23 protein-coding genes, 1 tRNA gene and 1 other RNA gene are annotated in these 26,336 nt (G+C 74.2%); 12 read left to right on the forward strand and 13 right to left on the reverse strand.

The window, feature by feature from the left end; translation table 11 throughout:
* Positions 1-21 precede the first annotated feature (21 nt).
* Entirely contained in the window at positions 22-1,728 is a 1,707-nt protein-coding gene (locus AC4H2H_RS03690) for an NAD+ synthase (protein ID WP_494369469.1), read from the forward strand.
* A 55-nt stretch (positions 1,729-1,783) separates the two neighbouring features.
* Complete coding sequence (panB, locus tag AC4H2H_RS03695) at positions 1,784-2,632, forward strand: 3-methyl-2-oxobutanoate hydroxymethyltransferase (protein ID WP_494369470.1); 849 nt, start codon at positions 1,784-1,786, stop codon at positions 2,630-2,632.
* 37 nt (positions 2,633-2,669) lie between these two features.
* Here the strand turns inward: panB and AC4H2H_RS03700 are convergent, their stop codons facing one another.
* Complete coding sequence (locus AC4H2H_RS03700; RefSeq protein WP_494369471.1) at positions 2,670-3,581, reverse strand: N-acetylmuramoyl-L-alanine amidase; 912 nt, start codon at positions 3,579-3,581, stop codon at positions 2,670-2,672.
* Positions 3,578-3,799, reverse strand: a complete 222-nt coding sequence (locus AC4H2H_RS03705) for an SPOR domain-containing protein (RefSeq protein ID WP_494369472.1) — start codon at positions 3,797-3,799, stop codon at positions 3,578-3,580. The genes AC4H2H_RS03700 and AC4H2H_RS03705 overlap by 4 nt, the downstream gene beginning before the upstream one ends.
* 82 nt (positions 3,800-3,881) lie before the next feature.
* On the opposite strand from AC4H2H_RS03705, the gene map reads away from it, so the two are divergent.
* Together map and ppgK are read left to right on the forward strand one after the other, a co-directional pair.
* Positions 3,882-4,745, forward strand: a complete 864-nt coding sequence (map, locus tag AC4H2H_RS03710) for a type I methionyl aminopeptidase (protein ID WP_494369473.1) — start codon at positions 3,882-3,884, stop codon at positions 4,743-4,745.
* Positions 4,742-5,569, forward strand: a complete 828-nt coding sequence (ppgK, locus tag AC4H2H_RS03715; RefSeq protein WP_494369474.1) for a polyphosphate--glucose phosphotransferase — start codon at positions 4,742-4,744, stop codon at positions 5,567-5,569. The genes map and ppgK overlap by 4 nt, the downstream gene beginning before the upstream one ends.
* Here the strand turns inward: ppgK and AC4H2H_RS03720 are convergent.
* The 3 genes from AC4H2H_RS03720 to thiD form a co-directional block, all read right to left on the reverse strand.
* The gene (locus AC4H2H_RS03720) at positions 5,556-5,930 is read right to left on the reverse strand and encodes an STAS domain-containing protein (protein WP_494369475.1); all 375 of its coding nucleotides are present in this window, start codon (positions 5,928-5,930) and stop codon (positions 5,556-5,558) included. The two genes, ppgK and AC4H2H_RS03720, sit on opposite strands and share 14 nt — an antisense overlap.
* A 329-nt stretch (positions 5,931-6,259) precedes the next feature.
* Positions 6,260-8,896 carry a phosphoenolpyruvate carboxylase gene (locus tag AC4H2H_RS03725; RefSeq protein WP_494369561.1) on the reverse strand — a complete coding sequence of 879 codons (2,637 nt, stop codon included), beginning with the start codon at positions 8,894-8,896 and terminating at the stop codon, positions 6,260-6,262.
* Positions 8,897-9,052: 156 nt separating this feature from the next.
* Positions 9,053-9,871 (reverse strand): bifunctional hydroxymethylpyrimidine kinase/phosphomethylpyrimidine kinase, encoded by an 819-nt coding sequence (gene thiD / locus AC4H2H_RS03730; RefSeq protein WP_494369476.1) that lies wholly within the window; start codon positions 9,869-9,871, stop codon positions 9,053-9,055.
* Between the two features lie 217 nt (positions 9,872-10,088).
* Between thiD and AC4H2H_RS03735 the strand changes: the two genes are divergently transcribed.
* Complete coding sequence (locus AC4H2H_RS03735) at positions 10,089-10,370, forward strand: ribbon-helix-helix domain-containing protein (RefSeq protein WP_494369477.1); 282 nt, start codon at positions 10,089-10,091, stop codon at positions 10,368-10,370.
* A 151-nt stretch (positions 10,371-10,521) separates the two neighbouring features.
* Here AC4H2H_RS03735 and rnpB read toward each other — a convergent pair.
* An RNA gene (gene rnpB / locus AC4H2H_RS03740) (RNase P RNA component class A) lies at positions 10,522-10,935 on the reverse strand.
* Between the two features lie 117 nt (positions 10,936-11,052).
* Between rnpB and AC4H2H_RS03745 the strand changes: the two genes are divergently transcribed.
* Both AC4H2H_RS03745 and recQ read left to right on the forward strand, forming a co-directional pair.
* Positions 11,053-13,131 (forward strand): HelD family protein, encoded by a 2,079-nt coding sequence (locus tag AC4H2H_RS03745; RefSeq protein WP_494369478.1) that lies wholly within the window; start codon positions 11,053-11,055, stop codon positions 13,129-13,131.
* A gap of 34 nt (positions 13,132-13,165) precedes the next feature.
* Complete coding sequence (recQ, locus tag AC4H2H_RS03750; protein WP_494369479.1) at positions 13,166-14,995, forward strand: DNA helicase RecQ; 1,830 nt, start codon at positions 13,166-13,168, stop codon at positions 14,993-14,995.
* A 67-nt stretch (positions 14,996-15,062) separates the two neighbouring features.
* Here recQ and AC4H2H_RS03755 read toward each other — a convergent pair whose 3' ends face one another.
* Entirely contained in the window at positions 15,063-15,446 is a 384-nt protein-coding gene (locus tag AC4H2H_RS03755; protein WP_494369480.1) for a tautomerase family protein, read from the reverse strand.
* Positions 15,447-15,532: 86 nt separating this feature from the next.
* Between AC4H2H_RS03755 and AC4H2H_RS03760 the strand changes: the two genes are divergently transcribed.
* Both AC4H2H_RS03760 and AC4H2H_RS03765 read left to right on the forward strand, forming a co-directional pair.
* Positions 15,533-16,375, forward strand: a complete 843-nt coding sequence (locus tag AC4H2H_RS03760) for a YaaA family protein (RefSeq protein ID WP_494369481.1) — start codon at positions 15,533-15,535, stop codon at positions 16,373-16,375.
* A gap of 63 nt (positions 16,376-16,438) precedes the next feature.
* A complete protein-coding gene (locus AC4H2H_RS03765; protein WP_494369482.1) occupies positions 16,439-16,774 on the forward strand; it encodes a TfoX/Sxy family protein in 336 nt (111 codons plus the stop codon).
* 99 nt (positions 16,775-16,873) lie between these two features.
* Here the strand turns inward: AC4H2H_RS03765 and AC4H2H_RS03770 are convergent, their stop codons facing one another.
* Genes AC4H2H_RS03770 through AC4H2H_RS03790 form a run of 5 tightly spaced genes read right to left on the reverse strand, consistent with a single transcriptional unit; the run spans position 16,874 to position 23,801 of the window.
* Entirely contained in the window at positions 16,874-18,124 is a 1,251-nt protein-coding gene (locus AC4H2H_RS03770; RefSeq protein ID WP_494369483.1) for a bifunctional RNase H/acid phosphatase, read from the reverse strand.
* On the reverse strand, positions 18,121-18,864 hold the full coding sequence (locus AC4H2H_RS03775) for a zinc ribbon domain-containing protein (RefSeq protein ID WP_494369484.1): 744 nt from the start codon (positions 18,862-18,864) through the stop codon (positions 18,121-18,123). Before AC4H2H_RS03775 ends, AC4H2H_RS03770 begins: the two co-directional genes overlap by 4 nt.
* Before the next feature lie 44 nt (positions 18,865-18,908).
* Positions 18,909-19,865 (reverse strand): Nif3-like dinuclear metal center hexameric protein, encoded by a 957-nt coding sequence (locus AC4H2H_RS03780; protein ID WP_494369485.1) that lies wholly within the window; start codon positions 19,863-19,865, stop codon positions 18,909-18,911.
* 46 nt (positions 19,866-19,911) lie between these two features.
* Entirely contained in the window at positions 19,912-21,612 is a 1,701-nt protein-coding gene (locus AC4H2H_RS03785) for a bifunctional 3'-5' exonuclease/DNA polymerase (RefSeq protein WP_494369486.1), read from the reverse strand.
* Positions 21,613-21,656: 44 nt separating this feature from the next.
* Positions 21,657-23,801 carry an MMPL family transporter gene (locus AC4H2H_RS03790; protein WP_494369487.1) on the reverse strand — a complete coding sequence of 715 codons (2,145 nt, stop codon included), beginning with the start codon at positions 23,799-23,801 and terminating at the stop codon, positions 21,657-21,659.
* A 113-nt stretch (positions 23,802-23,914) separates the two neighbouring features.
* Between AC4H2H_RS03790 and AC4H2H_RS03795 the strand changes: the two genes are divergently transcribed.
* The 3 genes from AC4H2H_RS03795 to AC4H2H_RS03805 are packed head-to-tail and all read left to right on the forward strand — an operon-like array spanning position 23,915 to position 26,139.
* Positions 23,915-24,628, forward strand: coding sequence for a response regulator transcription factor (locus AC4H2H_RS03795; RefSeq protein ID WP_494369488.1), 714 nt, complete (start codon positions 23,915-23,917; stop codon positions 24,626-24,628).
* Positions 24,628-25,746, forward strand: coding sequence for a sensor histidine kinase (locus AC4H2H_RS03800; RefSeq protein ID WP_494369489.1), 1,119 nt, complete (start codon positions 24,628-24,630; stop codon positions 25,744-25,746). The genes AC4H2H_RS03795 and AC4H2H_RS03800 overlap by 1 nt, the downstream gene beginning before the upstream one ends.
* Positions 25,747-25,755: 9 nt before the next feature.
* On the forward strand, positions 25,756-26,139 hold the full coding sequence (locus AC4H2H_RS03805) for a hypothetical protein (protein ID WP_494369490.1): 384 nt from the start codon (positions 25,756-25,758) through the stop codon (positions 26,137-26,139).
* A gap of 102 nt (positions 26,140-26,241) precedes the next feature.
* Here AC4H2H_RS03805 and AC4H2H_RS03810 read toward each other — a convergent pair.
* Positions 26,242-26,318: transfer RNA gene (locus AC4H2H_RS03810), tRNA-Val, on the reverse strand.
* Positions 26,319-26,336 lie beyond the last annotated feature (18 nt).

Below are 26,336 nucleotides of genomic sequence, written 5' to 3' on the forward strand. Positions count from 1 at the left end.
GCGCTCGTCTACGCTGGCGGCATGGCTGATCTGCGCGTCGCGCTGGCACAGGTCGACACGTGCGTGGGGGACCTCGACGGCAACGCCGCCCTGGTCCTCGAGCGCACCCGCGAGGCCGCGGCCGCCGGCGCCGCCCTCGTCGCGTTCCCCGAGATGACCCTCACCGGCTACCCGATCGAGGACCTCGCGCTGCGCGCGTCGTTCCGGCGCGCGGCCTGGGAGGCGGCCGCCGACATCGCGGCCCGGCTCGCGGCCGAAGGACTCGGCGAGATCACGGTCGTCCTCGGGACCGTCGGGACGGCCGGCGACCCGCGTGGTGCGGGTGCGGCGGAGCGCGAGGCGTCCGGCTCCCCCGCCGACCTGCCGACCAACCGCGCCGTCGTGCTGCGCGACGGCATCGTGCAGGCCGCCTACGACAAGCACCACCTGCCCAACTACGGCGTGTTCGACGAGTTCCGCATCTTCGCGCCGGGCACCACGACGACGGTCGTCGAGGTCGAGGGGCGCCGCGTCGGCGTCGCGATCTGCGAGGACATCTGGCAGGACGGCGGCCCGGTCGCCGAGATGGCGGCGCTCGACGAGGCGGGGAACGGGCTCGACCTGCTGCTCGTCCTCAACGGCTCCCCCTACGAGGAGGGCAAGGGCCACGTGCGCACCGACCTCGCCGCGCGCCGCGCGCGCGAGGTGACCGCGCCTGTCGCGTACGTCAACCTCGTCGGCGGCCAGGACGACCTCGTGTTCGATGGCGGCTCGTTCGTCACGGACGCAGGCGGCGCCGTCGTGGCGCGCTCGCCGCAGTTCGTGGAGGACCTGCTCGTGTGGGAGCTGCCCGACGACGGCAGCGCCCCGCGCGGCCCGAGCGTCCCCGAGCTGCACCCCGACGAGGAGGTGTACCGGGCATGCGTCACGGGCCTCGCGGGGTACGTGCGCAAGAACGGCTTCCGGTCCGTGGTCCTCGGCGTCTCGGGCGGCATCGACTCGGCGCTCACCGCGACGATCGCGGCCGACGCGATCGGCGGGGCGAACGTCGTCGGGGTGTCCCTCCCGTCGCAGTACTCGTCGGAGCACAGCAAGGACGACGCCGCCGACCTCGCCAAGCGGCTCGGCGCGGACTACCGCGTCCAGCCCATCGCCCCGATGGTCGAGGCGTTCCAGGGCGAGCTCGCGCTCGAGGGGGTCGCGGAGGAGAACCTGCAAGCCCGCGTGCGCGGCGTCGTCCTCATGGCGATCTCCAACCGGGAGGGCCACCTCGTCATCGCGCCGGGCAACAAGTCCGAGCTCGCCTCGGGGTACGCGACGATCTACGACGCGGGCAGCATCGGCGGGTTCGCGCCCCTCAAGGACGTCGACAAGTCCAGGGTGTGGCAGCTCGCGCGCTGGCGCAACAACCACGCCCTGGACCGCGGCGAGATCCCGCCGATCCCCGAGTCGTCGATCACCAAGCCGCCGTCGGCCGAGCTGCGCCCTGGTCAGACCGACCAGGACTCCCTGCCCCCGTACGACCTGCTGGACGAGGTGCTCGACGCGTACATCGAGCACGCCGAGGGTCGCGCCGAGCTGCTCGCGCGCGGGTTCGACCCCGAGGTCGTCGACAAGGTCGTCACGCTCGTCGACCGCGCCGAGTGGAAGCGTCGCCAGTACCCGCCGGGGCCCAAGGTGACCGCCCTCGCGTTCGGCCGCGACCGCCGTCTGCCCATCACCAACCGCTGGCGCGAGCCGCTCGACTGACGCCCGCGGCACCCCGCGCGCCGTCCGCCCGAACCCGTACCCAGGAAGGTCGTCCATGTCCGCTCACACCGCCCCCGAGCCCGCCGCGACCGGCGGCACGGGACCGCGCCGCGTCCGCGTGCACCACCTCGCCGAGGCCAAGGCGCGCGGGGAGAAGATCACGATGCTCACCGCGTACGACGCCGTGACCGCGCGGATCTTCGACGACGCGGGGATCGACGTGCTGCTCGTCGGCGACTCGATCGGCAACACGATGCACGGCCACACCTCGACGCTGCCCGTCACGGTCGACGACCTGATCCCGCCCGCGCGGGCCGTCGCGCGCGCCGCGCGCCGCGCGTTCACCGTCGTCGACCTGCCCTTCGGGTCGTACGAGGCCGGGCCCGAGCAGGCGCTCGCGACGGGCGTGCGGTTCCTCAAGGAGGCGGGTGTGAGCGCCGTCAAGCTCGAGGGCGGGCGCCGGATCGCGCCGCAGATCCGGGCCCTCACCGACGCGGGGATCCCCGTCGTCGGGCACCTCGGCTTCACCCCGCAGTCCGAGAACCTGCTCGGCGGGCCCCGCGTCCAGGGCCGGGGCGACGACGCGGCGGAGCGGCTAAGCGAGGACGCCCTCGCCGTGGCCGAGGCCGGCGCGGTGGCGGTCGTGCTCGAGATGGTGCCGGTCGAGGTCGCCGCACGCATCACCGAGATCCTGCGCATCCCCACGATCGGCATCGGGGCGGGCGCCGCGTGCGACGGCCAGGTGCTCGTGTGGACCGACATGGCCGGCATGACCGACTGGTCGCCGCGGTTCGCCAAGCGCTACGCCGAGATCGGCGCGGCGCTGGGGCAGGCCGCGGCGGACTTCGCGGCCGACGTGCGCGGCGGGACCTTCCCCGACGAGGCGCACAGCTTCGCGCGCTGAGCGCAGCGGAGCGCGTCGCTGACGACGGTCGGTCCGGCTATCCCGACCCGCCCGCGCCCACCCATGCCGTGAGACCGGCCGCGATCGCGTCCGCGTAGCGTTGGCGACCCTCCTGCGACTCCATGACGGCCGCCTCGTCGGGGTGGCGCATCTCGCCGAGCTCCAGCATGACCGCGGGGCGCTCGGCGTGGTTGAGCGTCGCGAGGTCGTCGCGGCGCTGGATCGGGCCGTCCTCGGCCGCGACCGACGACGACGGCGCGAACCCGGCCGCGCCCAGCGCCGCGACGAGCTCGCGCGCGAGCGCGACGCTCGGCGCTCCCTGCGCGTCGTGCACCGGCGGGTCGGACACGATCGCGAAGAACCCGTGCGCGCTCCGGTCTTCCGTGCCGTTGGCGTGGATCGACACGAGCACGTCCGCGTCGTTCTCCTGCGGGGAGCGCCCGCGCACGTCGACGCACGGGCCCACGCCGGCGTCGTCGGGCCGGGTGAGGACCACGACCGCGCCGAGCTCCGTGAGCCGCGCCGCGAGGCGCCCGCCCACGTCCCATGTGAACGCGTGCTCGGGGTACCCGGCGTCGGTCGTCGCGCCGACCGTGTTGCACGCCTTGGATCCGCCGCGGCCGTCGTCGACGGGCGCGTTGACCGTCAGCGGGTGCGCGCCGTTCGCGCCGTTGTGCCCCGGGTCGACGACGACGGTCAGCCCGGCGAGCGCGGGCGGCGGCCCGGTCTCGGTGACCGTCGGGTCCGGAGAGGCGGTCGTCGCCTCCGGTGCGGGCGCGGAGGTGCCGGAGGCGCCCGACGGCGCGACCGTCGTCGGGCCTCCCCCGGAGCCGGCGCGTACCTGCAGCGTGAGGAGGAGCGTCAGCGCGCCGACGGCGAGCCCCGCGAGCAGGATCCCCAGACGTCCGGACCAGACGCGTCCCGGACCGGGCGCCGGGGCGTGGCTCACTCGCCGCGCTCGCGGCGGTCTTCCTCGTCCCAGGCGTCCGAACGTTGCCGCGCCGTCTCGAGGGCCTTCTCGGCCGCCTCGCGCGTGGGGTACGGACCCATGCGGTGCGTCCAGGAAGCGCTCGGTCCGCGGTGCACCTCACCCGTGCGGGTGTCGTAGTAGTACTCGTCCTCGGTGGCTGGCTCGCCGTCGTCGGCGAAGCGTGATCCGGTGCTCATGACCCGATCCTCTCGCATCTCGTCTGGTACGCCCCGCCCGCCGGTCCGACGTCGTGCCCGAGGCGTTCGTAGACTGGCGGCTATGCCTCCCGTCTCGCGCCCGCTCGTGCCGGGCACCGTCGGCCCGCAGCGTCCCGTCCCGGCCTCGATCGAGCGGCCCGAGTACGTCGGGCGGCCCGGTCCGCGGCCGTTCACGGGCAGCGAGGTCAACGACCCGGAGACGATCGAACGCATCCGCGTCGCGTCGCGGGTCGCCGCGCAGGCGCTCGTCGAGGTCGGGCGCCACGTCGCGCCGGGCGTCACGACGGACGAGCTCGACCGCGTGGGGCACGAGTTCCTCCTCGACCACGGCGCGTACCCGTCCACGCTGGGCTACCGCGGCTTCCCGAAGTCGCTGTGCACGTCCGTCAACGAGGTCGTCTGCCACGGCATCCCGGACTCCACGGAGCTCGTCGACGGCGACATCGTCAACGTCGACATCACGGCGTACGTCGGCGGGGTGCACGGCGACACGAACGCGACGTTCCCGGTGGGCAGGGTCGCGGAGGACTCCGCGCTCCTGCTCGAGCGCACGCGCGAGGCGCTCGCGCGCGGCATCAAGGCCGTCGCGCCCGGCCGCCAGATCAACGTGGTCGGGCGCGTCATCGAGCGCTACGCCGCGCGCTTCGGGTACGGCGTCGTGCGCGAGTACACCGGCCACGGCGTGGGGCGCGCGTTCCACTCGGGGCTCGTCGTGCCGCACTACGACGCCGCACCCGACCACGCGACGACCATCGAGCCGGGCATGGTCTTCACCATCGAGCCGATGCTCACGCTCGGCACGTCCGAGTGGCGGATGTGGGACGACGGGTGGACGGTAGTCACCGCGGACGCCTCGCGGACCGCGCAGTTCGAGCACACGCTGCTGGTGACCGACGACGGAGCGGAGATCCTCACACTGCCATGAACGCCCACCACGGACACCACCCGTCACACCCGTCATCCACCGCGACGCGCCTCGCCTTCGGCATCGACATCGGCGGCAGCGGCATCAAGGGCGCCCCGGTCGACCTCGCCACGGGCGAGTTCGCGCAGGACCGGCATCGCATCCCGACGCCGCAGCCCTCGACGCCGCAGGCCGTGGCCGAGGTGATCGCCCGGCTCGTGGGCGAGTACGACCTGCCGCAGGACGTGCCGATCGGCGTCGCCTTCCCGGCGCCGCTGCAGCACGGGGTCGTGCGGTTCATCGCGAACCTCGACCAGTCGTGGACAGGGGTCGACCTGCCCGCGCTCGTCGCGCGCGAGACCGGGCGCCACGTCGTCGCCGTCAACGACGCCGACGCCGCCGGCGTCGGTGAGGTCCGCTACGGCGCGGCCCGCGACGCCGACGGGGTCGTGCTCGTGGCCACGCTCGGGACCGGGATCGGGAGCGCGATCGTCGTCGAGGGGCACCTGCTCCCGAACACGGAGCTCGGACACCTCGAGATCGACGGGTACGACGCCGAGACGCGGGCGTCCGACGCGGCACGCGACCGCGAGGACCTGGACTGGGCGCAGTGGGCCGAGCGGCTCCAGCGCTACTTCGGGGTCGTCGAGGACCTGCTCTCGCCGGACCTCATCGTCGTCGGCGGGGGCGTGAGCAAGAAGCACGAGCACTTCCTGCCGCTGCTGCACCTGCGTGCGCCGATCGTCCCGGCGCAGCTGCGCAACGCAGCCGGGATCGTGGGGGCGGCGGCCCTCGCTGCGGACGCCGTCCGACCGCTCCCTCCCGGGGGCGTCAGCTCGTCGTGACCTCGTGGCGCTCCGTGCGCTCGGGGCCGAAGATCTCGATGACGCCGAGCATCTCGAGCACGTCGGTCACGACGCTCGGCGGGTTGCGCAGCGTCACGGACAGGCCCTCCTCGGACCCGATCGTGTAGAACTGCACGAGGAACGCGATGCCCGTCGAGTCCATGAACGTCACCTTGGACGTGTCGATCACCACCGGCACGTCGCGTTCGAGGGCGTTCGCCAGGGCGGCGCTCGCCTCGCTGCGCAGGGCCACGTCGATCTCGCCCCACATGTCCACGACGCTCGCGTCGCGCTCCTCCAGCAACCTGATGCCGCCCGTCCCGGGCTCCGCGTCGTTGCGCTCCAGCTCCTGAACCAACACTGCCCCGCCCTTCGTCCTGCCCTGCCTCGCCCACCCCGACGAGCCCTGCGCCACCTGCCTGACGCCGCCGGCCGGACGAGTCCGCTCCTGCACTGCGTCGGGCACGAGCGTCGACCTCCGCACGGTCGGTCGCCGCCAGCGTACCTCACTGATGCCGCACTCTGGTAGCACTCTGGCGAAGCCTTTACCCAGGGGTCCCCCAGAGCGGCGCCGCGGGCAGATCGTTGAGGATTCATTCAACAGTTGGACGATCGTCCAGACGGCGACGGCCGCCACCGGGGAGCCGTGAACAGCTCCCCGTGGCGGCCGTCGGCGTGCCGTCGCGGTGGTCAGCCCGTGTTCTGCAGGCCGGCCGCCACGCCGTTGACGGTCAGGAGCAGCAGGTGCTGCAGCTCGTCCTTCGCCGGACCCTCGGCCCCGGACCGCAGCCCTCGCAGCGCGCGCACCTGCAGCAGAGACAGCGCGTCGACGTACGGGCTGCGCAGCTGGACCGCACGCCCGAGCACGCGGCGACCGGCGAGAGGCCAGGCGTGCTCCGTGACGGCGAGGACCTGCTCGCGCGTGAGCCGCAGCTCGTCGAGGATCGCCTGCGCGAGGTCGTCGCGGTCGCCCAGCGCGAGATAGCGCTCCGCGATCCGCTCGTCCGTCTTCGCGAGCGACATCTCGACGTTGTCGAGGAGCGTCGCGAAGAGCGGCCACTCGCGGTGCGCCTCGCGCAGGAGGTCGAGGTCCCCGAACTCCTTCAGGGCCGTCCCGAGGCCGTACCAGCCCGCGAGGTTGATGCGGGCCTGCGACCACGAGAAGACCCACGGGATCGCGCGCAGGTCGTCGAGCGAGGAGACGGAGAGACCGCGCCGCGCGGGACGGGAGCCGATCGGCAGCAGACCGACCTCCTCGAGCGGCGTCACCTGGGCGAACCACTGCGGGAAGCCGTCGGCGCGCACGAGCTCGTGGAACCGGCGCCGCGACGACGCGTCGAGCGCGACCGCGAGGTCGCGGTACCGGTCGGTCGCCTCGGCGTTGCGCTTCTCGGTCGACGGCGCCGAGGCCAGCAGCGTCGCCGCGGCGACCTGCTCGATGTGCCGCGACGCGATCGTCGGGTCGCCGTAGCGCGCGAGGATGACCTCGCCCTGCTCGGTGAGCTTGAACCGACCGTCCACCGAGCCCGGCGGCTGCGCGAGCACCGCGCGGTTCGCCGGGCCGCCGCCGCGGCCGAGCGCGCCGCCGCGGCCGTGGAAGAGCGTGAGCGTGATGTCGTGCCGCTCGGCCCACTCCGCGATCCGGCGCTGCGCGTCGTGGAGGGCGAGCGTCGCGGAGACCGGACCGACGTCCTTCGAGGAGTCCGAGTAGCCGAGCATGACCTCGACCCGGCGGCCGTTCTCCGCGAGCCGGCGCTGCACCTGCGGCAGCGTGAGCATCGACTCGAGGATGTCGACGCTCGCCTGGAGGTCCGCGAACGTCTCGAACAGCGGGATCGCGTCGATCACGGGCGCCTCGTCGGCGCCCTCGAACGCGAGCTCCGCGAGCTGGTACACCGCCGCGAGGTGCTCCGGCTTCTGCGTGAACGACACGATGTACCGGCGCGCGGCGCGCACGCCGTAGCGCTCCTGGACCGCGCCGAGCGCGCGGTAGGTGTCGAGCACCTCGCGCGTGCGGTCGGACAGGTCACCCTGCAGACCCTTCTCGGCGATCTCGACGAGCGCCGCCTCGTGGACCTGCGAGTGCTGGCGCACCTCGAGCTCGGCGAGGTGGAAGCCGAACGTCTCGACCTGCCACACGAGCTGCTGCAGGTCACCGTACGCGGCGCGCGGCGCGCCGGCGGCGACCAGCGACTCCTGCACGACGCGCAGGTCGGACTCGAGCAGCTCGGCGTTCGCGTACGCGAGGTCGGCGTTGCGAGCGCGGGTGGCCGCGATCCGCTCCGCCACGACGAGCAGCACCGCGCGGTGCGGCTCGCGCGGCGACGCCTCGGACGCCGCGACCGTGACCTGCTCGGAGAGCCGGCGCTGGCGCTCCCAGAGCGCGCGCAGGCCGTCGGACGGCGGTGTGCCGTCCTGGTCGAGCGTGAGCTTGCGCCCCACGAGCCGCGTCCGCTGCTCGAGCGCCGCGAGCGCGTGGTCGGCCGCGATCGCCGCCGCCTGACGCGTCACGTCGGACGTGACGTTGGGGTTGCCGTCCCGGTCGCCGCCGATCCACGTACCGAGGCTCACGAACGGGCGCACGAGCGGTTCCTCGCGGCCCGCCGCGTCGCCGAGCAGCCAGTCGTCGAGGCGGCGGTAGACGGTCGGGAAGGTGTCGAACATCGTCGCGTCGAAGACGCCCAGCGCGGTCTTGACCTCGTCGAGGACGGACGGCTTGTGCTCGCGGATGGGGGCGGTGCGCCACATCGTGTCGATCTCCGCGAGCAGGCGGCGGTCGTTCTCGGCGAGCGACGTGCCGCCGAGGTGCTGCGCGTCGCGCTCGTCGAGGAGCGTCGCGATGCGTCGCACCGCGCCCGAGACCGCACGACGGCGGGCCTCGGTCGGGTGCGCGGTGAGGACCGGGCGGAACTCGAGCCCGCGCAGGCGGCGCAGCGCCTCCTCGCGCCCGACCTCGCCGACGAGCTGCTCGAACGCCTCGGGGAGGGAGTCGTCGGGCGTCGTCGCGCGCGTCGCGAACTCGGCCTCGCGCTCGCGCAGCACGCGGACGCGGTGGTACTCCTCCGCGAGGTTCGCGAGGTGGAAGTAGCACGTGAACGCGCGCGCGACCTGCTCGGCGCGCTCCATCGTCAGGCTCTCGACGAGAGTCTCCGCCTCGGCGAGCACCGTGCCCGACGGGTCGGAGTACGCGCGGATCGCGAGCTCGCGCAGGCGCTCGACGTCGTCGAGCAGCTCCTGGCCACCCGTCTCGCGCAGCACGGTGCCGAGCAGGCCACCGAGCAGGCGGACGTCGTCGCGCAGGGGCGCGGGGACGTCGTGACGCGCCAGACCGCGCCCGGCGCCGGGTTCAGGGGCGACGTCGGTCCCGCCGGGGGCCGCTGGGGCGCCCGGCGGTGAGGACAGTTCCGTGGTGGGGAGGTCGTTCACGGGCACGAGAGTATTCCTTGACCGTCGGCGGACGAGAACGCGTCCGTAGGGTGATCGTCAGCGGTGGGCGCCGACGCGTACGGCGTCGAAGGGCGCGTTCGACGCGACGCGGTCCTCGATCGACCGCGTGACGACGTCCTTGGCCACGCGCACGGCGTCGAGCACCGACGCCCCCTTGGCGAGCTCGGCCGTGATCGCGGCGGCGAACGTGCAGCCGGCACCGCTCACGCGCTCCTCGCCGATCTTGGGGGTGCGCAGCACGTGCACCTCGTCCCCGTCGACGAGCACGTCGACCGCGTCGGGGCCGGGCAGCTCGACACCGCCCTTGGCGATGACGGCGTGCGGGCCGAGCGCCTGGACCTTCCGCGCGGCCGCGATCAGCTCGTCGACGGTCTCGATCGACTCGACGCCCGCGAGCGTGCGCGTCTCGAAGAGGTTGGGCGTCACGACCGTCGCGAGCGGCAGCACCTGCTCGCGCAGCGCGGTGTCGGTGTCGAGCGCGGCGCCGGGCTCCTGGCCCTTGCAGATGAGGACCGGGTCGAGCACCACGTGCTCCCAGGTCCGCGAGCGCAGCGAGTCCGCGACGACGTCGATCGTCGCGGGCGTGCCGAGCATGCCGATCTTCACGACCGACGGCTCGTGCGTGACCGTGGCGGCCTCGAACTGGTCCGCGATGACCTGCGGGTCGACCGGGACGAACCGGTGCCCCCAGTCGTTCTTCGGGTCGAACGAGACGATGCACGTGAGCGTCCCGACGCCGTACGCGCCGAGCTCCTGGAACGTCTTGAGGTCGGCCTGGATGCCGGCACCGCCGGTCGCCTCGGACCCGGCGATGACGTAAGCGAGCGGAGGCTTGTGGGAGCCGTTGTGCGGCATGGTTCTCCTCGGTAGGAGCTGGACAGAGATCGTTACCGGATGTCTGGCACCGACGAGCAGAGCGCCCGGTGCGCCGGGTGAGGTTCCGTCGCCGATCTCGGGTCTCCGCGCCTGCCATCGTACGTGTCGCGATCGCAGCGAACCTGCCTGCCGTGAACCCCAGCCGGCCTTGACGATTCCGTATCGGCCGCCCCCAGTTTTCGTGTACGTTATTTCAATGGGCGATGACGACACGCGAAGGACGATTCACGGACAGCCGGTCACCGACGAGCAGATCCAGGCATGGGCCGATGAGGCCGAGGCCGGGTACGACCTGCGCGCGCTGCGCAAGCGCCGGCGCGGCCGCCCGGCCGTCGGCGACGGCCCCGGCAAGCCCGTCACGGTCCGCTTCGACGAGCAGACTCTGGCCGCCCTCAGGGAGCGCGCGAAGCAAGAGGGCCTGGCGAACGAGTCGGAGGCGATCCGCGCCGCGGTCCGCGCCTGGGCCCACGTGACGTGAAGATCCACGAGTCCGCTCGCAAGCACTACACGCGAGAGCGCCTCACGGCGTCGACCGTGCCGGGCGCGTTCTCGAGCTTGTCCTCCTCGCCTTCGACTCCGGAGACGAGATGGTGATCCACGCAATGAAGGCCCGGTCAGACCGTGTGATGCGGACGAGCCGGTCTGTACGCCGGGTTCTGTCCCCGCGCGCGGTCGCCCTCGCGCGGGTGACGGTCATCCATCTAGGACGTACGTTGCCGTACGCCTCCAGCGGTCTACCCGACTGTGCTTCTCACCAGAGAATCGGGCGGGCCGCCCTCTAACACAGTCTGTCTGACCTTGCTCCAGGTGGGGTTTACCGAGCCGGGCCGGTCACCCGGCCCGCTGGTGGTCTCTTACACCACCGTTTCACCCTTACCGCGCCGGGCGGAGCCGGAGCCCTGCCTGACGCGGCGGTCTGTTCTCTGTGGCACTGTCCCGCGGGTCACCCCGGGTGGGCGTTACCCACCACCTTGCCCTTCGGAGCCCGGACGTTCCTCGGCGAGGAGCACAAGGCCCCTCGACGCGACCGTCCGACCGACTCGTCCGCACCGGCAAGATTACCGCTCCCGGGCGGCTCGTCGAACCAGCGACCGGCCCACCGGAGGGTGATGCCCCGTAGGATGGCCCACCCCCCGAAGCCGGCTCCCGGAGGTTCTGTCGTGCCCGCCCCCGCCGTACCGTCCGCCCCCGACGCATCGACCGCACCACCTGCCGGGGGCACCTCGGGCGAGCTCGCACGGGAGCAGGAGTTCTTGGCCCACGCCCGCACGCAGCTCGCCCGCATGCGCGAGCAGGCAGGGTCGCTCGAGGCCCTCGCGGGTGACCGCGTCAGCGCCGAGCATCTCGAGGCGGCGCTCGCCCGCCGGCTGGCCCAGCTCGCCGACGACCCCGAGGTCCCGCTCTTCTTCGGACGCATCGACCTCGACGGCACGGACGACGAGCCCGCCGAGGTCTTCCACATCGGGCGCCGCCACGTCTCCGACCCCGAGGGTGACCCGCTCGTCGTCGACTGGCGCGCCCCGGTGAGCACGCCGTTCTACCGCGCCACCCGCACCGAGCCGATGGGTGTCGCCACCCGCCGTCGCTACGGCTTCCAGCGAGGTGCCCTCACCGGCTTCGAGGACGAGGCGCTCACCGCACCGGGACCCGGTGCGGAGTCCTCCGCGATCCTCGAGGCCGAGATCGAGCGGCCCCGTACCGGGCCGATGCGCGACATCGTCGCCACCATCCAGCCCGAGCAGGACGTCATCGTGCGCAGCGGGCTCGACCGGACCGTCGTCGTGCAGGGCGCGCCCGGCACCGGCAAGACCGCCGTCGGGCTGCACCGCGCCGCGTACCTGCTGTACTCCCACCGCGAGCGGGTGAGCCGCGCCGGGATGACCGTCGTGGGGCCCAACGCGAGCTTCCTGCGGTACATCCGCGACGTGCTGCCCGCCCTCGGCGAGGTCGACGCGACCCAGACCACCGTCGAGGAGATCGTCACGGCGCACGGCCGCCTGCGCGGGACGGAGCCCGCGGACGTCGCCCGGCTCAAGGGCGACGGACGCATGGCCGAGGTGCTCCGACGCGCCGTGTGGTCGCACCTCTCCGAGCCGTCCGAGGCCCTGGTGCTGCCGCGCGGCGCGCGCCGCTGGCGCGTCGCCGCGCACGAGGCACGCGAGTCCGTGGCGCAGGTGGTCGGCCGGGAGCCGCGCTTCGACGCCGGTCGCGACCAGCTGCGCCACGCGCTCGCGCACCGGATCCTCGTGCAGATCGAGGAGTCCGGCGAGGCGCTCGACGAGGGCGCCTGGGACGCGCTCGCGCGCACCCGCCCGGTCCGGGACTACACCGCCGCGGTGTGGCCGAAGGTCACGCCGACGGCGCTGCTGCACCGGCTCCTCGTCGACCCCGCGTTCCTCGCCGCGAGCGCCGACGGCGTCCTCACCGCCGCCGAGCAGGAGCGGCTGCGCCCGGTGCGACCCTTCCGGACGTCGGGCACGGCCCGCTGGACGCTGGCCGACCTCGTCCTGCTCGACGAGGTCGCGGACCTGCTGACCCGCGGCGCGTCGGTGGCGCACGTCGTGGTGGACGAGGCGCAGGACCTGTCGCCGATGATGCTGCGTGCGCTCGGGCGCCGGGCGCGCACCGGCTCCCTGACGGTGCTGGGCGACCTGGCCCAGGCGACGACGCCGTGGGGAGTCTCCTCGTGGACCGACGCGCTGACGCACCTCGGCAAGCCCGACGGCCACGTGGAGCAGCTCACCGCCGGCTTCCGCGTCCCCGGCGACGTCATCGAGTACGCGGCCCGCCTGCTGCCGTCGATCGCGCCGGACCTCGCTCCGCCGGTCGCCGTGCGCCGTGCGCGGGGCGAGCTCGTCCTCACCACGGGGCCGCTCGTGAACCTGGTCCGCGCCGCGCTCGCCCGGGAGGGGTCGGTCGGGCTCATCGTGCCCGACGCCGGCGCGGACGCCGCACGCACGGCGCTCGCCGCGGCGGGCCTCACCTTCGCTGTCGTCGGCGAGACGACGGACGACGCGGGCACGGTCGAGTTCGACACGCGCCTCGACCTCGTGCCCGCGTCGCTCGCGAAGGGGCTGGAGTTCGACCACGTCGTGCTGGACGACCCGGAGGGCGTCGTCCGGGGCGAGCCCGACCGGATCACGGGCCTGCGGCGGCTGTACGTCTGCCTGACCCGCGCGGTGACGTCCCTCGCCGTCCGCCACCGCGACGACCTGCCCGCCGAGCTCCGCCGTCCGTGACCGTCGTGTCGGATCTCGTCGGTAAGGTGCCCGGGTGGCCACAGCGACTGCGACCGACCCGGCTCTCGACGTGCTCCGGCGGATCTTCGGGTACGACGCGTTCCGGGGCGAGCAGGCCGCCATCATCGACACCGTCGTCGGCGGCGGCGACGCCCTGGTGCTCATGCCCACCGGCGGGGGCAAGTCGCTGTGCTACCAGATTCCCGCCCTGGTCCGCGCGGGGACCGGCGTCGTGGTGTCACCGCTCATCGCCCTCATGCAGGACCAGGTGGACGCCCTCGCGGCGCTCGGCGTCCGCGCGGCGTTCCTCAACTCCACGCTGTCCTCCGAGGACCGCCGCGCCGTGGAGCGCGCGCTCGTGGCGGGTGAGCTCGACCTGCTCTACGTGGCGCCGGAAGGGCTCCGGAGCCGCGCCACCCTCGACCTGCTCGACAGGACCCAGATCGCGCTCTTCGCGATCGACGAGGCGCACTGCGTGTCCCAGTGGGGGCACGACTTCCGGCCCGACTACCTCGAGCTGTCGGTGCTGCACCAGCGCTGGCCTTCTGTCCCGCGCATCGCGCTGACGGCGACGGCGACGGCCGCGACGCGGGCCGAGATCGCCCAGCGCCTCGACCTGGAGGGCGCACGGCACTTCGTCTCCAGCTTCGACCGGCCCAACATCACCTATCGGATCGTGCCCAAGGACCGGCCGGAGAAGCAGCTGCTCGACCTGCTGCGCACCGAGCACGCCGGGGAGGCGGGGATCGTCTACTGCCTCTCGCGTGCGTCGGTGGAGAAGACCGCCGCGACGCTCGTCGAGAACGGGATCCAGGCGCTGCCCTACCACGCAGGGCTCCCCGCGTCGGTGCGCGCGGCGAACCAGTCCCGGTTCCTGCGCGAGGACGGCCGGGTCATGGTCGCGACGATCGCCTTCGGCATGGGCATCGACAAGCCCGACGTCCGGTTCGTCGCGCACCTCGACCTGCCTAAGTCCGTCGAGGGGTACTACCAGGAGACGGGGCGTGCCGGGCGTGACGGGCTCCCGTCCACCGCCTGGCTGGCCTACGGCCTCGCCGACGTCGTGCAGCAGCGGAAGCTCATCGAGACGTCCGACGGTGATGCCGCGCACCGGCGCAACCTGGGTCTGCACCTGAACGCGATGCTCGCCCTCTGCGAGACCGTCGAGTGCCGCCGCGCCCAGCTCCTCGCCTACTTCGGGCAGGAGCACTTGGGAGCCTGCGGGTCGTGCGACACGTGTCAGGCCCCGCCCGAGGCCTGGGACGGGACGGTCGCCGCGCAGAAGGTGCTCTCGACGGTGTTCCGTCTGGACCGCGAGCGCGGGCAGAGCTTCGGCGTCGGGCAGGTCGTCGACATCCTCCTCGGCCGGGACACCGAGAAGGTCCGACGGTTCCGGCACCAGGAGCTGTCGGTGTTCGGGGTCGGGAAGGACCTGTCCGAGAGCGAGTGGCGGGCCGTGGTGCGTCAGCTGCTCGCCCAGGGGCTGCTCACGGTCGAGGGCGTGCACGGGACGCTCGTGCTCACCGCGGGGAGCGGGGAGGTCCTTGCCCGGCGACGCGAGGTCCGGATGCGGCACGAGCCGGCGCGTCCGGTGCGTGCGGCGAAGGCACGGAAGACGGCCGCCGGCGCCGAGCTGGCCGAGGGCGACGTCCCGCTCTTCGAGGCGCTGCGCGCCTGGCGGGCGGGGGAAGCGAAGGCCCAGGGCGTCCCCGCGTACATCGTGTTCGGGGATGCGACGCTCCGCGGGATCGCGACCGCCCGGCCCGGCTCGCTCGACGGGCTCGCGCTGGTGAGCGGCGTCGGCGAGAACAAGCTCGCCCGGTACGGCGACGCGGTGCTGGCCGTCGTCGCCGAGGCAGGATGAGCCGACGCATGCCAGGCTCGGGGCCGTCCTCCGCCGCCTGAGGCGGGGGACGTCCCTGTGATCGGTGTCAGACGTCGACGCGGTACGACAGCGCGAGCTCGTCGCCGCTGACGCCGCGGATGCCCCAGTTCTCTCGTGGGGACTCGAGGACGACGAGCTCCACGTCGTCCACCGTGAGGCCGAGGGCGGGCACGACGTCGTCGTACAGCGCCGCGACCAGCGCCCGCTTGGCCTCGCGCGTGCGACCGGTGAAGCAGACGACCTCGATCACGAGGTACGCGTCGGAGCGCGGGGCCACGAGGTCGTCGTCGTCCAGGAGCAGGAACCGGTGGAACCGCTTGTCCGTCGGGAGCTGCCACGTGCGGACCAGCGCCTCGTGGAGCGCGTCGGACACCTCCGCCCGCCGCTCGCCCCACACGCTGCGCCGTCCGTAGATCTTCACCTGGGCCATCGCGCGAGCGTAGCCGTGACGCAGGCCACGCCGCGGGCACCTCCGGTCCGCGGCGCCCGCGGCGGTCACGCTCGTAGAGTGACCGGGTGCTCGTGCTGCTCCCTCCGTCCGAGGGCAAGACCCCCGCGCCCGACGGCGCCGCACCGGTCGACCTCGACGCCCTCACCTCTCCCGTCCTCACGACGCACCGCGCGCACGTCCTCGACGCCCTCGCCGCGGCGAGCGCGCGCCCGGACGCGCACGAGGTCCTCGGCACGACGCCGGGGCTCGCGGAGGAGGTCCGGCGCAACACGGCCCTGCGCACCTCCGCCGCGGGCGCGGCGGCCGACGTCTACACCGGCGTGCTGTACGGCGCGGCGGACCTCGCGGGCGCGCTCGCGGCCGGCGGGGAGACCGCCCGCCGCGCGCGTGAGGACGTCCGCGTCGTGTCCGCGCTGTGGGGCGCGGTCTCCCCTGCGGACCGCGTCCCGGCCTATCGGCTCTCCATGGCCGTCGACCTGCCGGGCGTCGGGAGGCTCGCCAGCGCGTGGCGCCCGCACCTCGCCGCCGCCCTCGACGACCGCGCGGCCGGGGACGTCGTCGTCGACGGCCGGTCCGCGACGTACGTGGCAGCCTGGAAGCCGGCGACGACCGGGACGCGAGCGGCCGACTGGGTGGCCGTGCGCGTGGTGCGCGAGCACGGCGGGAAGCGCACCGTCGTCTCGCACAACGCCAAGCACACCCGCGGCGTGCTCGCGGCGCACCTGCTGCGCCGGCCCGGCACACCGCCGTCGTCGGCCGCAGAGCTGCTCGACGCCGCGGGCGAGCTGGTCGGGACGGTGATCGGCACCGAGGTCGGCTCCGGCCTGAGCTACCGGCTCCTCGAGGCGACCCTGCACGACGCCACGACCCGGAGCGGCCCGCGCACGCTCGAGCTCGTCATCGCCTGAGCGTCCGGGGCAATCGCCTGAGCATCCGCTGCGCTCAGGTCACACCCAGTCCACAGTGGACCCATGGTCTACAGCAAGGCTCTCGCCGACCGGGTCCGCGCCGCCCTCGGCCCGCGCGTCGCGTTCGACGAGCGGAAGATGTTCGGCGGGCTCGCGTTCCTGGTGGACACGCACATGGCCGTCGCGGTCGCCGACGACGACCTCATGGTCCGGGTCGGCAAGGACGGCATGGCCGCGGCGCTGGAGCGCGGGGCCGGGCCCATGGAGATGGGCGGCCGCACGATGTCGGGCTGGGTCCTCGTCGACGGTGCTCGCGTCGGGGACCCCGACGAGCTCGACGGCTGGCTAGCGACGGGCGTGGAGGTCGCGCGAGCGGAGCCCCCGAGACGGACGAGGTAGAGGCGCGGTCCCGCGAGGTAGAGGCGTGGTCGTGACCAGGCCTCTACCTCGCGGGACCAGGCCTCTACCCCGGCGGACCAGGGTTCTACCCCGGCGGTGTCAGAGGTCGCTCGGGACGCCCTGGGCGGTGAGCTCGCTCGTGCCGTCGGCCCACAGGCGCAGGATGCTCACCGATGCCGGGGGAACGCGGATCCGCGACCACTGCGACGGCGGCGCCCCGATCGCCGTGCCGATCGCGGCGCGCACCTGCACGGCGTGGCCCACGACGACGACGGTCGTGCCTGCGGCCCCGGACGCGGCGGTCGGGAGATGACGCTCGATGAGATCCTGGAGGCCGTGCCAGACCCGCGACCCCACGTCGGCGTACGACTCGCCGCCCGGTGCCGCGGTGGTGCCGGTCGTGTGCCAGGCGGGCAGCCGGCCCGGCCACGTGGCGTCGACCGCGGCGGCCGTGAGCCCCTCCCACTCGCCGAAGTGCACCTCGGCGAACCGGTCGTCGGTCGTCACTGCGAGGCCGAGCCGGCGTCCGATCGCGCGCGCCGTCTCCTGCGCGCGCACCATCGGCGACGCGAGGACCGCCGTCGGGCGCGGGAGGTCGGGCCACGCCCGGCGGCCGATGCGGAACACGAGGTCGGCGGCGTGCGCCGCCTGCGTCCGGCCTCGCGCCGTGAGCGACGGGCCGGGGACCGACGACCCGCTGAACGCGCCCGCGACCGTGAGCGGTGTCTGGCCGTGGCGCACGAGCACGACCGTGAGCGCCGGGGCGTCGTCGAAGCGCACCGCGGCGCCGGACGGGCGCGCGGGCGTGTCGAACGCGACCGACTCCCCCGCCGCGGCGTCGGGCCCGGCGTCCTCCTGCCCGCGGTCCTCGTCCGATTCCGCGGCCTCCAGGCCCGGCCCGGCGTCGGGCGGGTAGTCGCGCGCGACGGTCCCCGCCGTGTCCATCGCCTCGTTGGCGAGCGCGTCCGCGGCCGCGTTCTGCGCGCGCGGCACCCACTCGTAGACGACCTGGGCGCGCGGCAGCACGTCGGCCGCCTCGGCGGCGAGGCGGCGCATGTCCTCGTGCTTGATCTGCCAGCGGCCCGACATCTGCTCGACGACGAGGCGCGAGTCCAGCCGCACGGTCACGCGTGCGGCCGGGTCGATCTCTGCGGCCGCCCGCAGCCCGGCCACGAGGCCCGAGTACTCGGCGACGTTGTTCGTCGTCGTGCCGAGGAAGGCCGCACGCTCCGCGAGCACCTGCCCGGTCCCGCCGTCGCGCACGAGCGCGCCGAAGCCCGCGGGTCCGGGGTTGCCCCGCGACCCGCCGTCGGCCTCGACGACGAGGTGGCGTCCCTCGGCGGCGCTCACGCCTTGGCGACCTCCGGCCGCACGACGATGTGGCCGTAGTCCTCGAGCCGCACGACCTGGTCGGGCGCGGAGGACGTGATCGTCGCGAGCTCGGCGCGGCTCAGGTCCACGTTGAGCCCCTCGAGCCGCTGGCCGCGCAGCGCGACGACGCCCCGCCCGCCGTTCTGGTCGCGCACGCGCTCGTAGAGCGCGACGAGACCGGAGTCGAGGCCGGCGACCGCGTCGCCCCGCTTCGCCGCCACCTGGGCGGCCTCCGCGTCGAGCTCGGCGTAGCGCGCGTCGCGCGCCGCCACGACCTCCGCCTTCGCGGACTCGAGCTCGGCGTGCGCGGCGTCGAGCTTCGCGAGCGCCTCCTCGTGCGCCTCGAGGCGCTCCATGACGTCGAGCTCGACCTCTTCGAGGACGCCCTGACGGCGCGCGAGCGACTCGAGCTCGGCGACGAGCGCCTGCGCGTCCTTCGCCCCGACCTGTCCCGCGTCGAGCCGGGCCTGGTCACGCGTGGCGCGGGTGCGCACCTGCTCGACGTCGCCCTCGGCCTTGCGCAGCTCGCGCTTGAGGTCGCTCACGGCCGTGCGCGACTCGACGAGCTTGCCGCGCAGGTCCTCGAGCTGCGCGTCGAGCTCGGCGATCCGCGCGTGCTCGGGCAGGTTCTTGCGCTGGTGCGCGAGCTGCTGGGTGCGCGTGTCGAGCTCCTGGACGTCGAGCAGGCGGAGCTGGTCGGCGGGCGGTGCAGTGGCCACGGTGTTCCTTTCATGGGACCCGACGCGGGTCCGGGCGTTCTGGTTCAGGGGTGCGAGGGCTCGACGTCCCACGCGCCGGACGGGTCCGACGCGATCCGCGCGGTCCAGGGATCGGTGACGATCGTGCTCACGCGCGTCTCGACGCTCCCCGCCGGCAGCGCGCGCGCGAGGTCCTCGGCAGCGTAGCGGAGCCACGGCCACTCGGACGCGAAGTGCGGCACGTCCACGAGGAAGGGCGTGCCCGCGGCACCGCCGTCGAGCCGTGCGCGCTCGCGCAGCTCGGACACCGGGTGGTGGCGCAGGTCCGACGTGACGTAGACGTCCGCGCCGCTCGCGCGCACGGCGTCGAACAGCGAGTCGCCCGACCCACCGACGACCGCGACCGACTCGACGCGCGCGTCGAGGTCGCCCGCGACACGCACGCCCTGGACGGTCGGCGGCAGCACCTCGGCGACACGCTGGGCGAAGTCGCGCAGCGTCGTCGGCCGCGTGAGCCGCCCCACGCGCCCGGTGCCGGTGGTGACGGCCGCGTGCCCGACCGGTGCCGCGCCGTCGGGACCGTGGGCGACGAGCGGCACGCGGTGCAGCAGGTCGAGGGCGTCGGCGAGCGCGTCCGCGACACCGCGTTCGGCGGCGTCCGCGTTGGTGTGCGCGACGTACAGCGCGCACCCGCCCCGGATGAGGCGGTGCACGAGCGACCCCTTGAACGTCGTCGCGGCGACCGAGTGCACAGGCCGCAGGAACAGCGGGTGGTGCGTGACCAGCAGGTCCGCGCCCCATGCGAGCGCCTCGTCCGCGACCTCCTCGACGGGGTCGACGGCGAGCAGCACCTTGCGCACCGGTGCGCCCGGGTCGCCCGCGACGAGCCCGACGGCGTCCCAGTCCTCGGCCGTCGACGGCGGGTAGAGCTCGTCGAGCGTCCGCACGACGCCGCCGAGGGTCGGGGCCGCGGCGTCTGCCCCTGCTCCTGCGGCGGCGTTCGGTTCGGGTACGTCGGTCATGGCGGCAGGCTATCCCGCGCGATGCCTCAGCAGCGGCGCGGGCCCGTCACTTCGCCTCCGCGTAGTGGTCCACGACCGCGACCGTGAGGGGGAAGTCGACCGGGAAGTCCCCGAAGAGAAGACGTCCCGCCTCGGCCGCGCCCGCACGCACCTCCGCGGCCACCGCCTCGGCGAGCTCGGCCGGCGCGTGCACGACGATCTCGTCGTGCAGGAAGAACACGAGGTGCGCGCGGTGCGTGAACGGCTCGGGAGCGGCCCCCGGATCCGCGGAGAGCGGCAGATCCCACAGCCGGCGCCGGATCGACGCGAGCCAGCACAGCGCCCACTCGGCCGCCGTGCCCTGCACGACGAAGTTCCGCGTGAACCGGCCCCAGGCTCGCGTGTACGAACGGGCGCGCGCCTGCGCGTCCACCCCGCCGCGGTCCGCGTCGCCACCGTCGCCCGGGCTCTCCCCGTCGTCGACCGCGTACGCGCCGTCCTGGGCCGCGTGCCACGACTCGCCCGGCCGCGGGGAGCTGCGCCCGAGCAGCGTCGAGACGACCTCGCCCCGCTCCCCGGCCCGCGCGGCGGCCTCCACGAGGCCGATCGCGTCCGGGAACGCCTTGGCGAGGCGAGGCAGGACGAGTGCGCTGTCACCCGTCGTGCCCCCGTACATCGCGCCGAGCATCCCGACCTTGGCGTGGTCGCGCGACGCGACCGCTCCGGAGGCCACGATCCCCGCGTACAGGTCGACCCCGCGCCCCGCCTCCGCCATGCGCTCGTCGTGCGCGAGCCCCGCGAGCACGCGGGGCTCGAGCTGCGCCGCGTCTGCGACGACGAGCTTCCAGCCCGGGTCCGCGACGACCGCGCGCCGTACCTGCTTGGGGAGCTGCAGCGCTCCCCCGCCGCTCGACGACCACCGCCCCGTGACCACGCCGCCCACGACGTACTCGGTGCGGAACCGGCCGTCGCGCACCCACGTGTCGAGCCACGACCACCCGTTGGCCGTGAGCTGGCGCGACAGCTTCTTGTACTCCAGGAGCGGTTCGACCACAGGGTGGTCGGTCCGCTCGAGGTCCCACTTGCGCAGGGAGCGCACCCCGACCCCCGCGTACTGCAGCGCCTTGAGCAGGTCCGGGTGGGAGTCGGGGTTGAGCGTGGGCGGGGCGTCGAGCGTGTCGCGGATGCGCGCGACGAGCTCCTCCATGCGGGCGGGGCGCTCCCCCGGGCGCGGACGCGGGCCCAGCGCGCCGGAGAGGATGTCGTCGTGGACGTCGGCCCGCCACGGCAGGCCCGCGTGGTGCATCTCCGCCGCCACGAGCGCGCCCGCGGACTCGGCGGCGAGGAGCAGCCGCAGCCGCCCCGGGCCGTCGGGCGCCGCTGCCTCGGCGACCGCGGCGAGCTGGTCTCGCAGCTCGGACACCGTGTCGAGATCGACGCGTGGCGCGTCCCGCGGCCCGAGCTCGAACAGGCCCACGGGACGCGGCGGGGCCGTCCCGTCCCGCCCGACCGGGACGGGAGCGAGCGCGTCCCACGGGCCAGGTTCACGCCGCGCGAGCGCCGAGCCCACGGTGAGCTGCGAGCGCCGCAGCACGACGTGGGCCAGGCGCAGGTCGTGTGCCCGCTCGACACGGCGGCCCTCGGTGAGGATCGGCGGGTACCACCGGTTCGTGTCGTCCCACGTCTCCCGCCCAGGCCCGGGCGTGCCGTCGTCGACGTGCTCGACAGCTCCGCGACCGGGCGAGCCGACGCGGACGGCGTAGCGCATCCTCGAACCTCACCGTCCCGTCGTCCCCGCTGTCGAGCCTGATGCTAGGGGCGGGCACCGACACGGACGGCACCCGGTCGCGTCAGGCGGCGGGGGAACCACCAGTTGTAGCGCCCGAACGCCGCCACGAGCGCGGGGACGAGCATCCCGCGGACCAGCGTGACGTCGAGGAGGATCCCGAGCGCGACACCGCTGGCGAACACCGCGACGTCGAGCTCGCGCGTCATCGCCATCGACGCGAACGACAGGAACAGGATGACCGCCGCGGCGGTGATCAGCCGGCCGGTGCGGCCGAGCGCGCGGACCACCGCGACCTCGGTGTCGCCGACCCGGTCGTACTCCTCGCGGATGCGGGACAGGAGGAACACCTCGTAGTCCGTCGTCAGGCCGAAGAGGAACGCGAAGACCGTGACGGGCACGAACGTCCCGATCGACCCGTCGGGCACGACCCCGAGCACCGCCTCCGTCCCCCAGCCCCACTGCCAGACGACGACGAGCACGCCGAGCACGGCGCCCAGCGAGAGCAGGTTGAGCCCGATCGCCTTGACCGCCAGCAGCACCGACCGGAACGCGACCGCGACGACGAGGAAAGTCACCGCGCACACGAGCGCGAGCATCCACGGGAAGGCGGCATAGGTCGCCTCGACGTAGTCGAGCTGCTGCGTCGTGTTGCCGCCGACCCCCACGCCGTCGGGGACTGCCTTGCGCACCTCCCGGACCGTCTCGGCGCCCTCCGGCGACCCGCCCTCCGCCGCGGGGACCACGGTCAGCAGCACGGAGTCCGGCGACCTCCACGCGGGCGAGCCCGCCGTCACGACGGCCGTCACGCCGTCCACGTCGAGCAGGGCCCGGCGCGTCTCCTCCTCGACCGACAGCGGCGCGATCACGTCGAACGCGCTGACGACCCCCGTCGGCACGCCGGCGTCCTCGAGCTGCGCGAGGGCGTCGCGCGCCGGCCCCTGCTGGGCCAGGCGGTCGGTCACGGGCGGCGCGAGGTTGATCGTCGTCGCGACGGCGGTCAGCCCCAGCAGCGCGCCGCCTGCGACGGTGATCGCGACGACCCGGTGGCGCATGCTCCAGCGAGCGAGCCTCGCCCACCCCTTCGCCTCGGCCTGCGGGGCGGGGCGCGGCGTCCGCCGCCCGGCAGCGCGCAGCATGATCGGGAGCACGGTCAGCGTCACCAGGGCGCTCGCGGCGGCGGTGAGGGTCCCGCCGAGCCCGAGGCTGCGCAGGATCGGGATCGGCAGCACGATCATGGTCGCGAGGCCCGCGCCGACGGCGAGGGTGCTGACCACGATCGCACGCCCCGAGGTGCGCATCGCCTCGCGCACGGCCTCCTCGGGGTCGAGTCCGGCGCTGCGCGCCTCTCGCCACCTGCTCGTGACGATCAGCGCGTAGTCGACCGCGAGCCCGATGGCGAGCAGCGGCGCCATCATGAGCGTCGTCTCGTGCACGGAGGTGACCAGGCTGAGCGCCCACAGGCCGAGCGCGGCGATCGGCATCGAGAGCAGCGCGATCAGCAGCGGCACCGCCGCGAGCGCCGAGCGGAAGAACCACCACAGCACGACGAGCGCGAGGATGGCGGCGACCCCGACCTTGAGCCCGACGTTCAGGCCGCCGGCATCCTCGTTGCGCGAGAGCGCGTCGAGACCGGTCGTGCCGACCGTCGTGCCGGGCGGCAGCGCATCGGCGAGCGCGGCGCGGACGGTCGGGCCGAGGTCGACCGTCTCGCCCAGCGCGCTGCCCGGCATCCCGCCCGCCGGTGCGTACCGGGGAAAGACGAGGAGGTAGGTCAGGCCGTCCTGCGTCGTGCGGAACGCCGGGTCCGCGCCGTCGGCGTACCCGGCGACGCGCGCGCCCGTCGCGGTGGTGATCGTCGCCGAGGCGTCGGCCAGGCCGTCGACCACGGCGTCGTCGTCGAGCGCGACGCCGTCGGGGAGGTCGACCACCGCGACCGTCGGGCGCTCGTACCCGCCCGTCCCGAACGCGGTGTGGATCGCGTCGTTCGCCTCCCAGGCCGGCAGCCCGGGGTAGCGGTTGGCCTCCGTCACCGAGCCGGCGAGCTGGACGGCGGCGAGGCCGCCCAGCAGGACGAGGGCGACGAGCGCGGTCACGACGAGGCGGGAGCGCGCGAGGACGGTGTCGGTGAAGCGGGCCGCTCGGACCTGGTGCATGTCGTTCGTCTCCATGCGATCCAGTCGAGCCGAGCGCTCTTGCGGACCTCGTCGGGAGCTCTGTGAGAACGCTCAGAACATCGGGTGCCTACCGGCGGTCGACGGGCGTCCGCTGGAAGAATGCCGGCATGACGGTATCGACGAGCGTGCTGGTGGTCGACGACGAGGTCTACCTCGCCGAGCTCGTGGCGACCGCGCTGCGCTACGAAGGCTTCGAGACCGCCGTCGCGGCGTCCGGCCCGGCCGCCCGGCAGCACGTGCGCACCGCCCGCCCGGACCTCCTGGTCCTCGACGTCGTGCTCGGCGAGACCTCCGGCTTCGACCTGTGCCGGGACCTGCGCGCCGCGGGGATCGAGACGCCGGTCATCTTCCTCACCGCGCGCGACACGCGCGACGACCGCGTCGAGGGGTTCGTCGCGGGAGGCGACGACTACGTCACCAAGCCGTTCAGCATCGAGGAGCTCGTGCTGCGGGTGCGTGCCGTGGCACGGCGGCTCGGGAGGCAGCAGCGCTCGACCGTCTTGCGGGTCGGCGACCTCGTCCTCGACGAGGCGGCCCACGAGGTGCGGCGCGGCGGACGCCCGGTCCAGCTCACCCCGACGGAGTTCTCGCTCCTCCGGTTGCTCATGGCGCACCCGGGGCAGGTGCTCACCAAGGAGCAGATCCTCGACCGCGTCTGGCAGTACGACTTCGGCGGCAACGCCTCGGTCGTCCAGACGTACGTCTCCTACCTGCGGGCCAAGATCGACCGGCCGCCCGGTCCCGACGGCACGCCGTCACGCCCGCTGATCCACACGGTGAACCGGATCGGCTACGTCCTGCGTCACGGAGACGACCGCTGATGCTCCGGCGCCGGCTCACCGTCACGGTCGTCGCGCTCCTGCTCGCGGCGCTCGTCGTCACCGTCGGGGCGACCCTCGGCGCGGTGCAGGACTGGCGTCAGGACCTGCTGCGCGACGGGATCGACGTCGAGACGGCCGAGCAGCAGCTGCTCCAGCGCGTGGCGGCGGCGGCCGGCGGCACCGCGCTCGTCGCGCTCCTGCTGACGGCCGGGCTGGCCTGGGTCCTCGTCGGCCGCCAGCTCCGGGGCGTCACCGGCCTCGTCCCGGTGGCGCGACGGTTCGGCCGCGGCGACCTGGATGCGCGCATGCCCGTGCGGCCCCGGACCGAGGCCGGTGTGCTGGCCGTCGCCTTCAACACGATGGCGGACGACCTGCAGGCCGAGCTCGGAAGACGACGTCGCGCCGAGGACGACCTGCGGCAGTTCCTCGCCGACGCCTCGCACGAGCTGCGCACCCCGGTGGCGACCGTGCGCGGGTACGCCGAGCTGTTCCGGCGCGGGGCCGCGGACGACCCCGAGACGCTCGCCACCGCGATGGCCAGGATCGAGTCGGAGTCCGCGCGGGTCGGCGCCCTCGTCGAGAGCATGCTCGCCCTCGCCGCGACCGGCCCCGCCGTAGCCCGCCGGACCGCGCCCGTGTCCCTGCGCGACATCGCGGCCGACGCGGTGGACGCGGCGCGCGTGCGCGACCCTGAACGGCGATGGTTCGTGGAGGACGGGCCCGACGTCGTCGTGACCGGGGACGCGCCCGGCCTGCGGCGCCTGCTCGACAACCTGCTCGCCAACGGCACGACGCACACGCCGTGCGGTACCACCGTGGTCGTGCGGGTCGCCGCCGAGCCGAACGCGGCCCTCGTGGAGGTGGCGGACGACGGTCCCGGAATGTCCCGCCTGGACGGCGACCCCTTCGACCGGTTCGTGCGGACGTCGCCGTCGGACGGCAAGGCGCGCCCCGGCGCAGGCCTGGGGCTCGCGATCGTCCGCGCGATCGCCGAGTCGCACGGCGGCACGGCGCAGATCGCGACCGACGGGGCCGCCCGCGGCCTGACGGTCCGCGTCTGCCTCGCGACCTCGGCGGCGTCGGCCGCATCTGACCCGGAGACCGGAGGCGCGTCGTAGGATCGGGCCATGACCGGCCGCCGGCTCGCGCAGGTCAGCCTCCGTGCTGACGCCCTGTACTGCCTGCTGCTCGGTGCCGCGATGCTCGGCGCCGCACCGCGGCTCGCACCGGCCGTGTCGCTGCCGCCGACCGTGATCGCCGTGATCGGCGGAGCCCTCGTCGTCTGGGCCGGCGGAGTCGTCTGGATGGCTGCACGAGCGCCGTTGCGGCTGGCGCTTCGTGTGGTGATGATCGCCAACCTCGTCGCGGCGACGGCCATCGCGACCTTCTCGACGACGGCGGCCGGCGTCCTCGTGCTGATCGCGCTGGTGACGATCGCGATCGACGTGGGCGCGTTTGCGGGCAGCCAGGCGTTCGCGCTGCACCGGCTACGGACGCGGTCGGTCACCTGATCCCATGGTCCCGGAGGACACCGAACCGCCCCAGCCATCAGGGGTGAAGGACGGAACCGGGAGCTCGAACCGATGAGGGCGTCGGTGTGAAGGACGACCTGGTGGTGGGCCCGGAGGGACTCGAACCCCCGACATCCACGGTGTAAGCGTGGCGCTCTGACCAGCTGAGCTACAGGCCCCGGAACAGCGGTGCACAG

This window comes from Cellulosimicrobium sp. BMG9.22, assembly GCF_059159975.1.

Coding starts and splice junctions, on each gene's coding strand:
- thiD (WP_494369476.1), bottom strand. CDS start 9,871: ATGCCGCACAACGGCTCCCACAAGCCTCCGCTCGCTTACGTCATCGCC.
- AC4H2H_RS03755 (WP_494369480.1), bottom strand. CDS start 15,446: ATGGCCCAGGTGAAGATCTACGGACGGCGCAGCGTGTGGGGCGAGCGG.
- AC4H2H_RS03690 (WP_494369469.1), top strand. CDS start 22: ATGGCTGATCTGCGCGTCGCGCTGGCACAGGTCGACACGTGCGTGGGG.
- AC4H2H_RS03705 (WP_494369472.1), bottom strand. CDS start 3,799: ATGAGCACCGGATCACGCTTCGCCGACGACGGCGAGCCAGCCACCGAG.
- AC4H2H_RS03800 (WP_494369489.1), top strand. CDS start 24,628: ATGCTCCGGCGCCGGCTCACCGTCACGGTCGTCGCGCTCCTGCTCGCG.
- AC4H2H_RS03765 (WP_494369482.1), top strand. CDS start 16,439: ATGGTCTACAGCAAGGCTCTCGCCGACCGGGTCCGCGCCGCCCTCGGC.
- AC4H2H_RS03735 (WP_494369477.1), top strand. CDS start 10,089: ATGGGCGATGACGACACGCGAAGGACGATTCACGGACAGCCGGTCACC.
- map (WP_494369473.1), top strand. CDS start 3,882: ATGCCTCCCGTCTCGCGCCCGCTCGTGCCGGGCACCGTCGGCCCGCAG.
- AC4H2H_RS03805 (WP_494369490.1), top strand. CDS start 25,756: ATGACCGGCCGCCGGCTCGCGCAGGTCAGCCTCCGTGCTGACGCCCTG.
- AC4H2H_RS03790 (WP_494369487.1), bottom strand. CDS start 23,801: ATGGAGACGAACGACATGCACCAGGTCCGAGCGGCCCGCTTCACCGAC.
- AC4H2H_RS03785 (WP_494369486.1), bottom strand. CDS start 21,612: ATGCGCTACGCCGTCCGCGTCGGCTCGCCCGGTCGCGGAGCTGTCGAG.
- panB (WP_494369470.1), top strand. CDS start 1,784: ATGTCCGCTCACACCGCCCCCGAGCCCGCCGCGACCGGCGGCACGGGA.
- ppgK (WP_494369474.1), top strand. CDS start 4,742: ATGAACGCCCACCACGGACACCACCCGTCACACCCGTCATCCACCGCG.
- AC4H2H_RS03795 (WP_494369488.1), top strand. CDS start 23,915: ATGACGGTATCGACGAGCGTGCTGGTGGTCGACGACGAGGTCTACCTC.
- AC4H2H_RS03780 (WP_494369485.1), bottom strand. CDS start 19,865: ATGACCGACGTACCCGAACCGAACGCCGCCGCAGGAGCAGGGGCAGAC.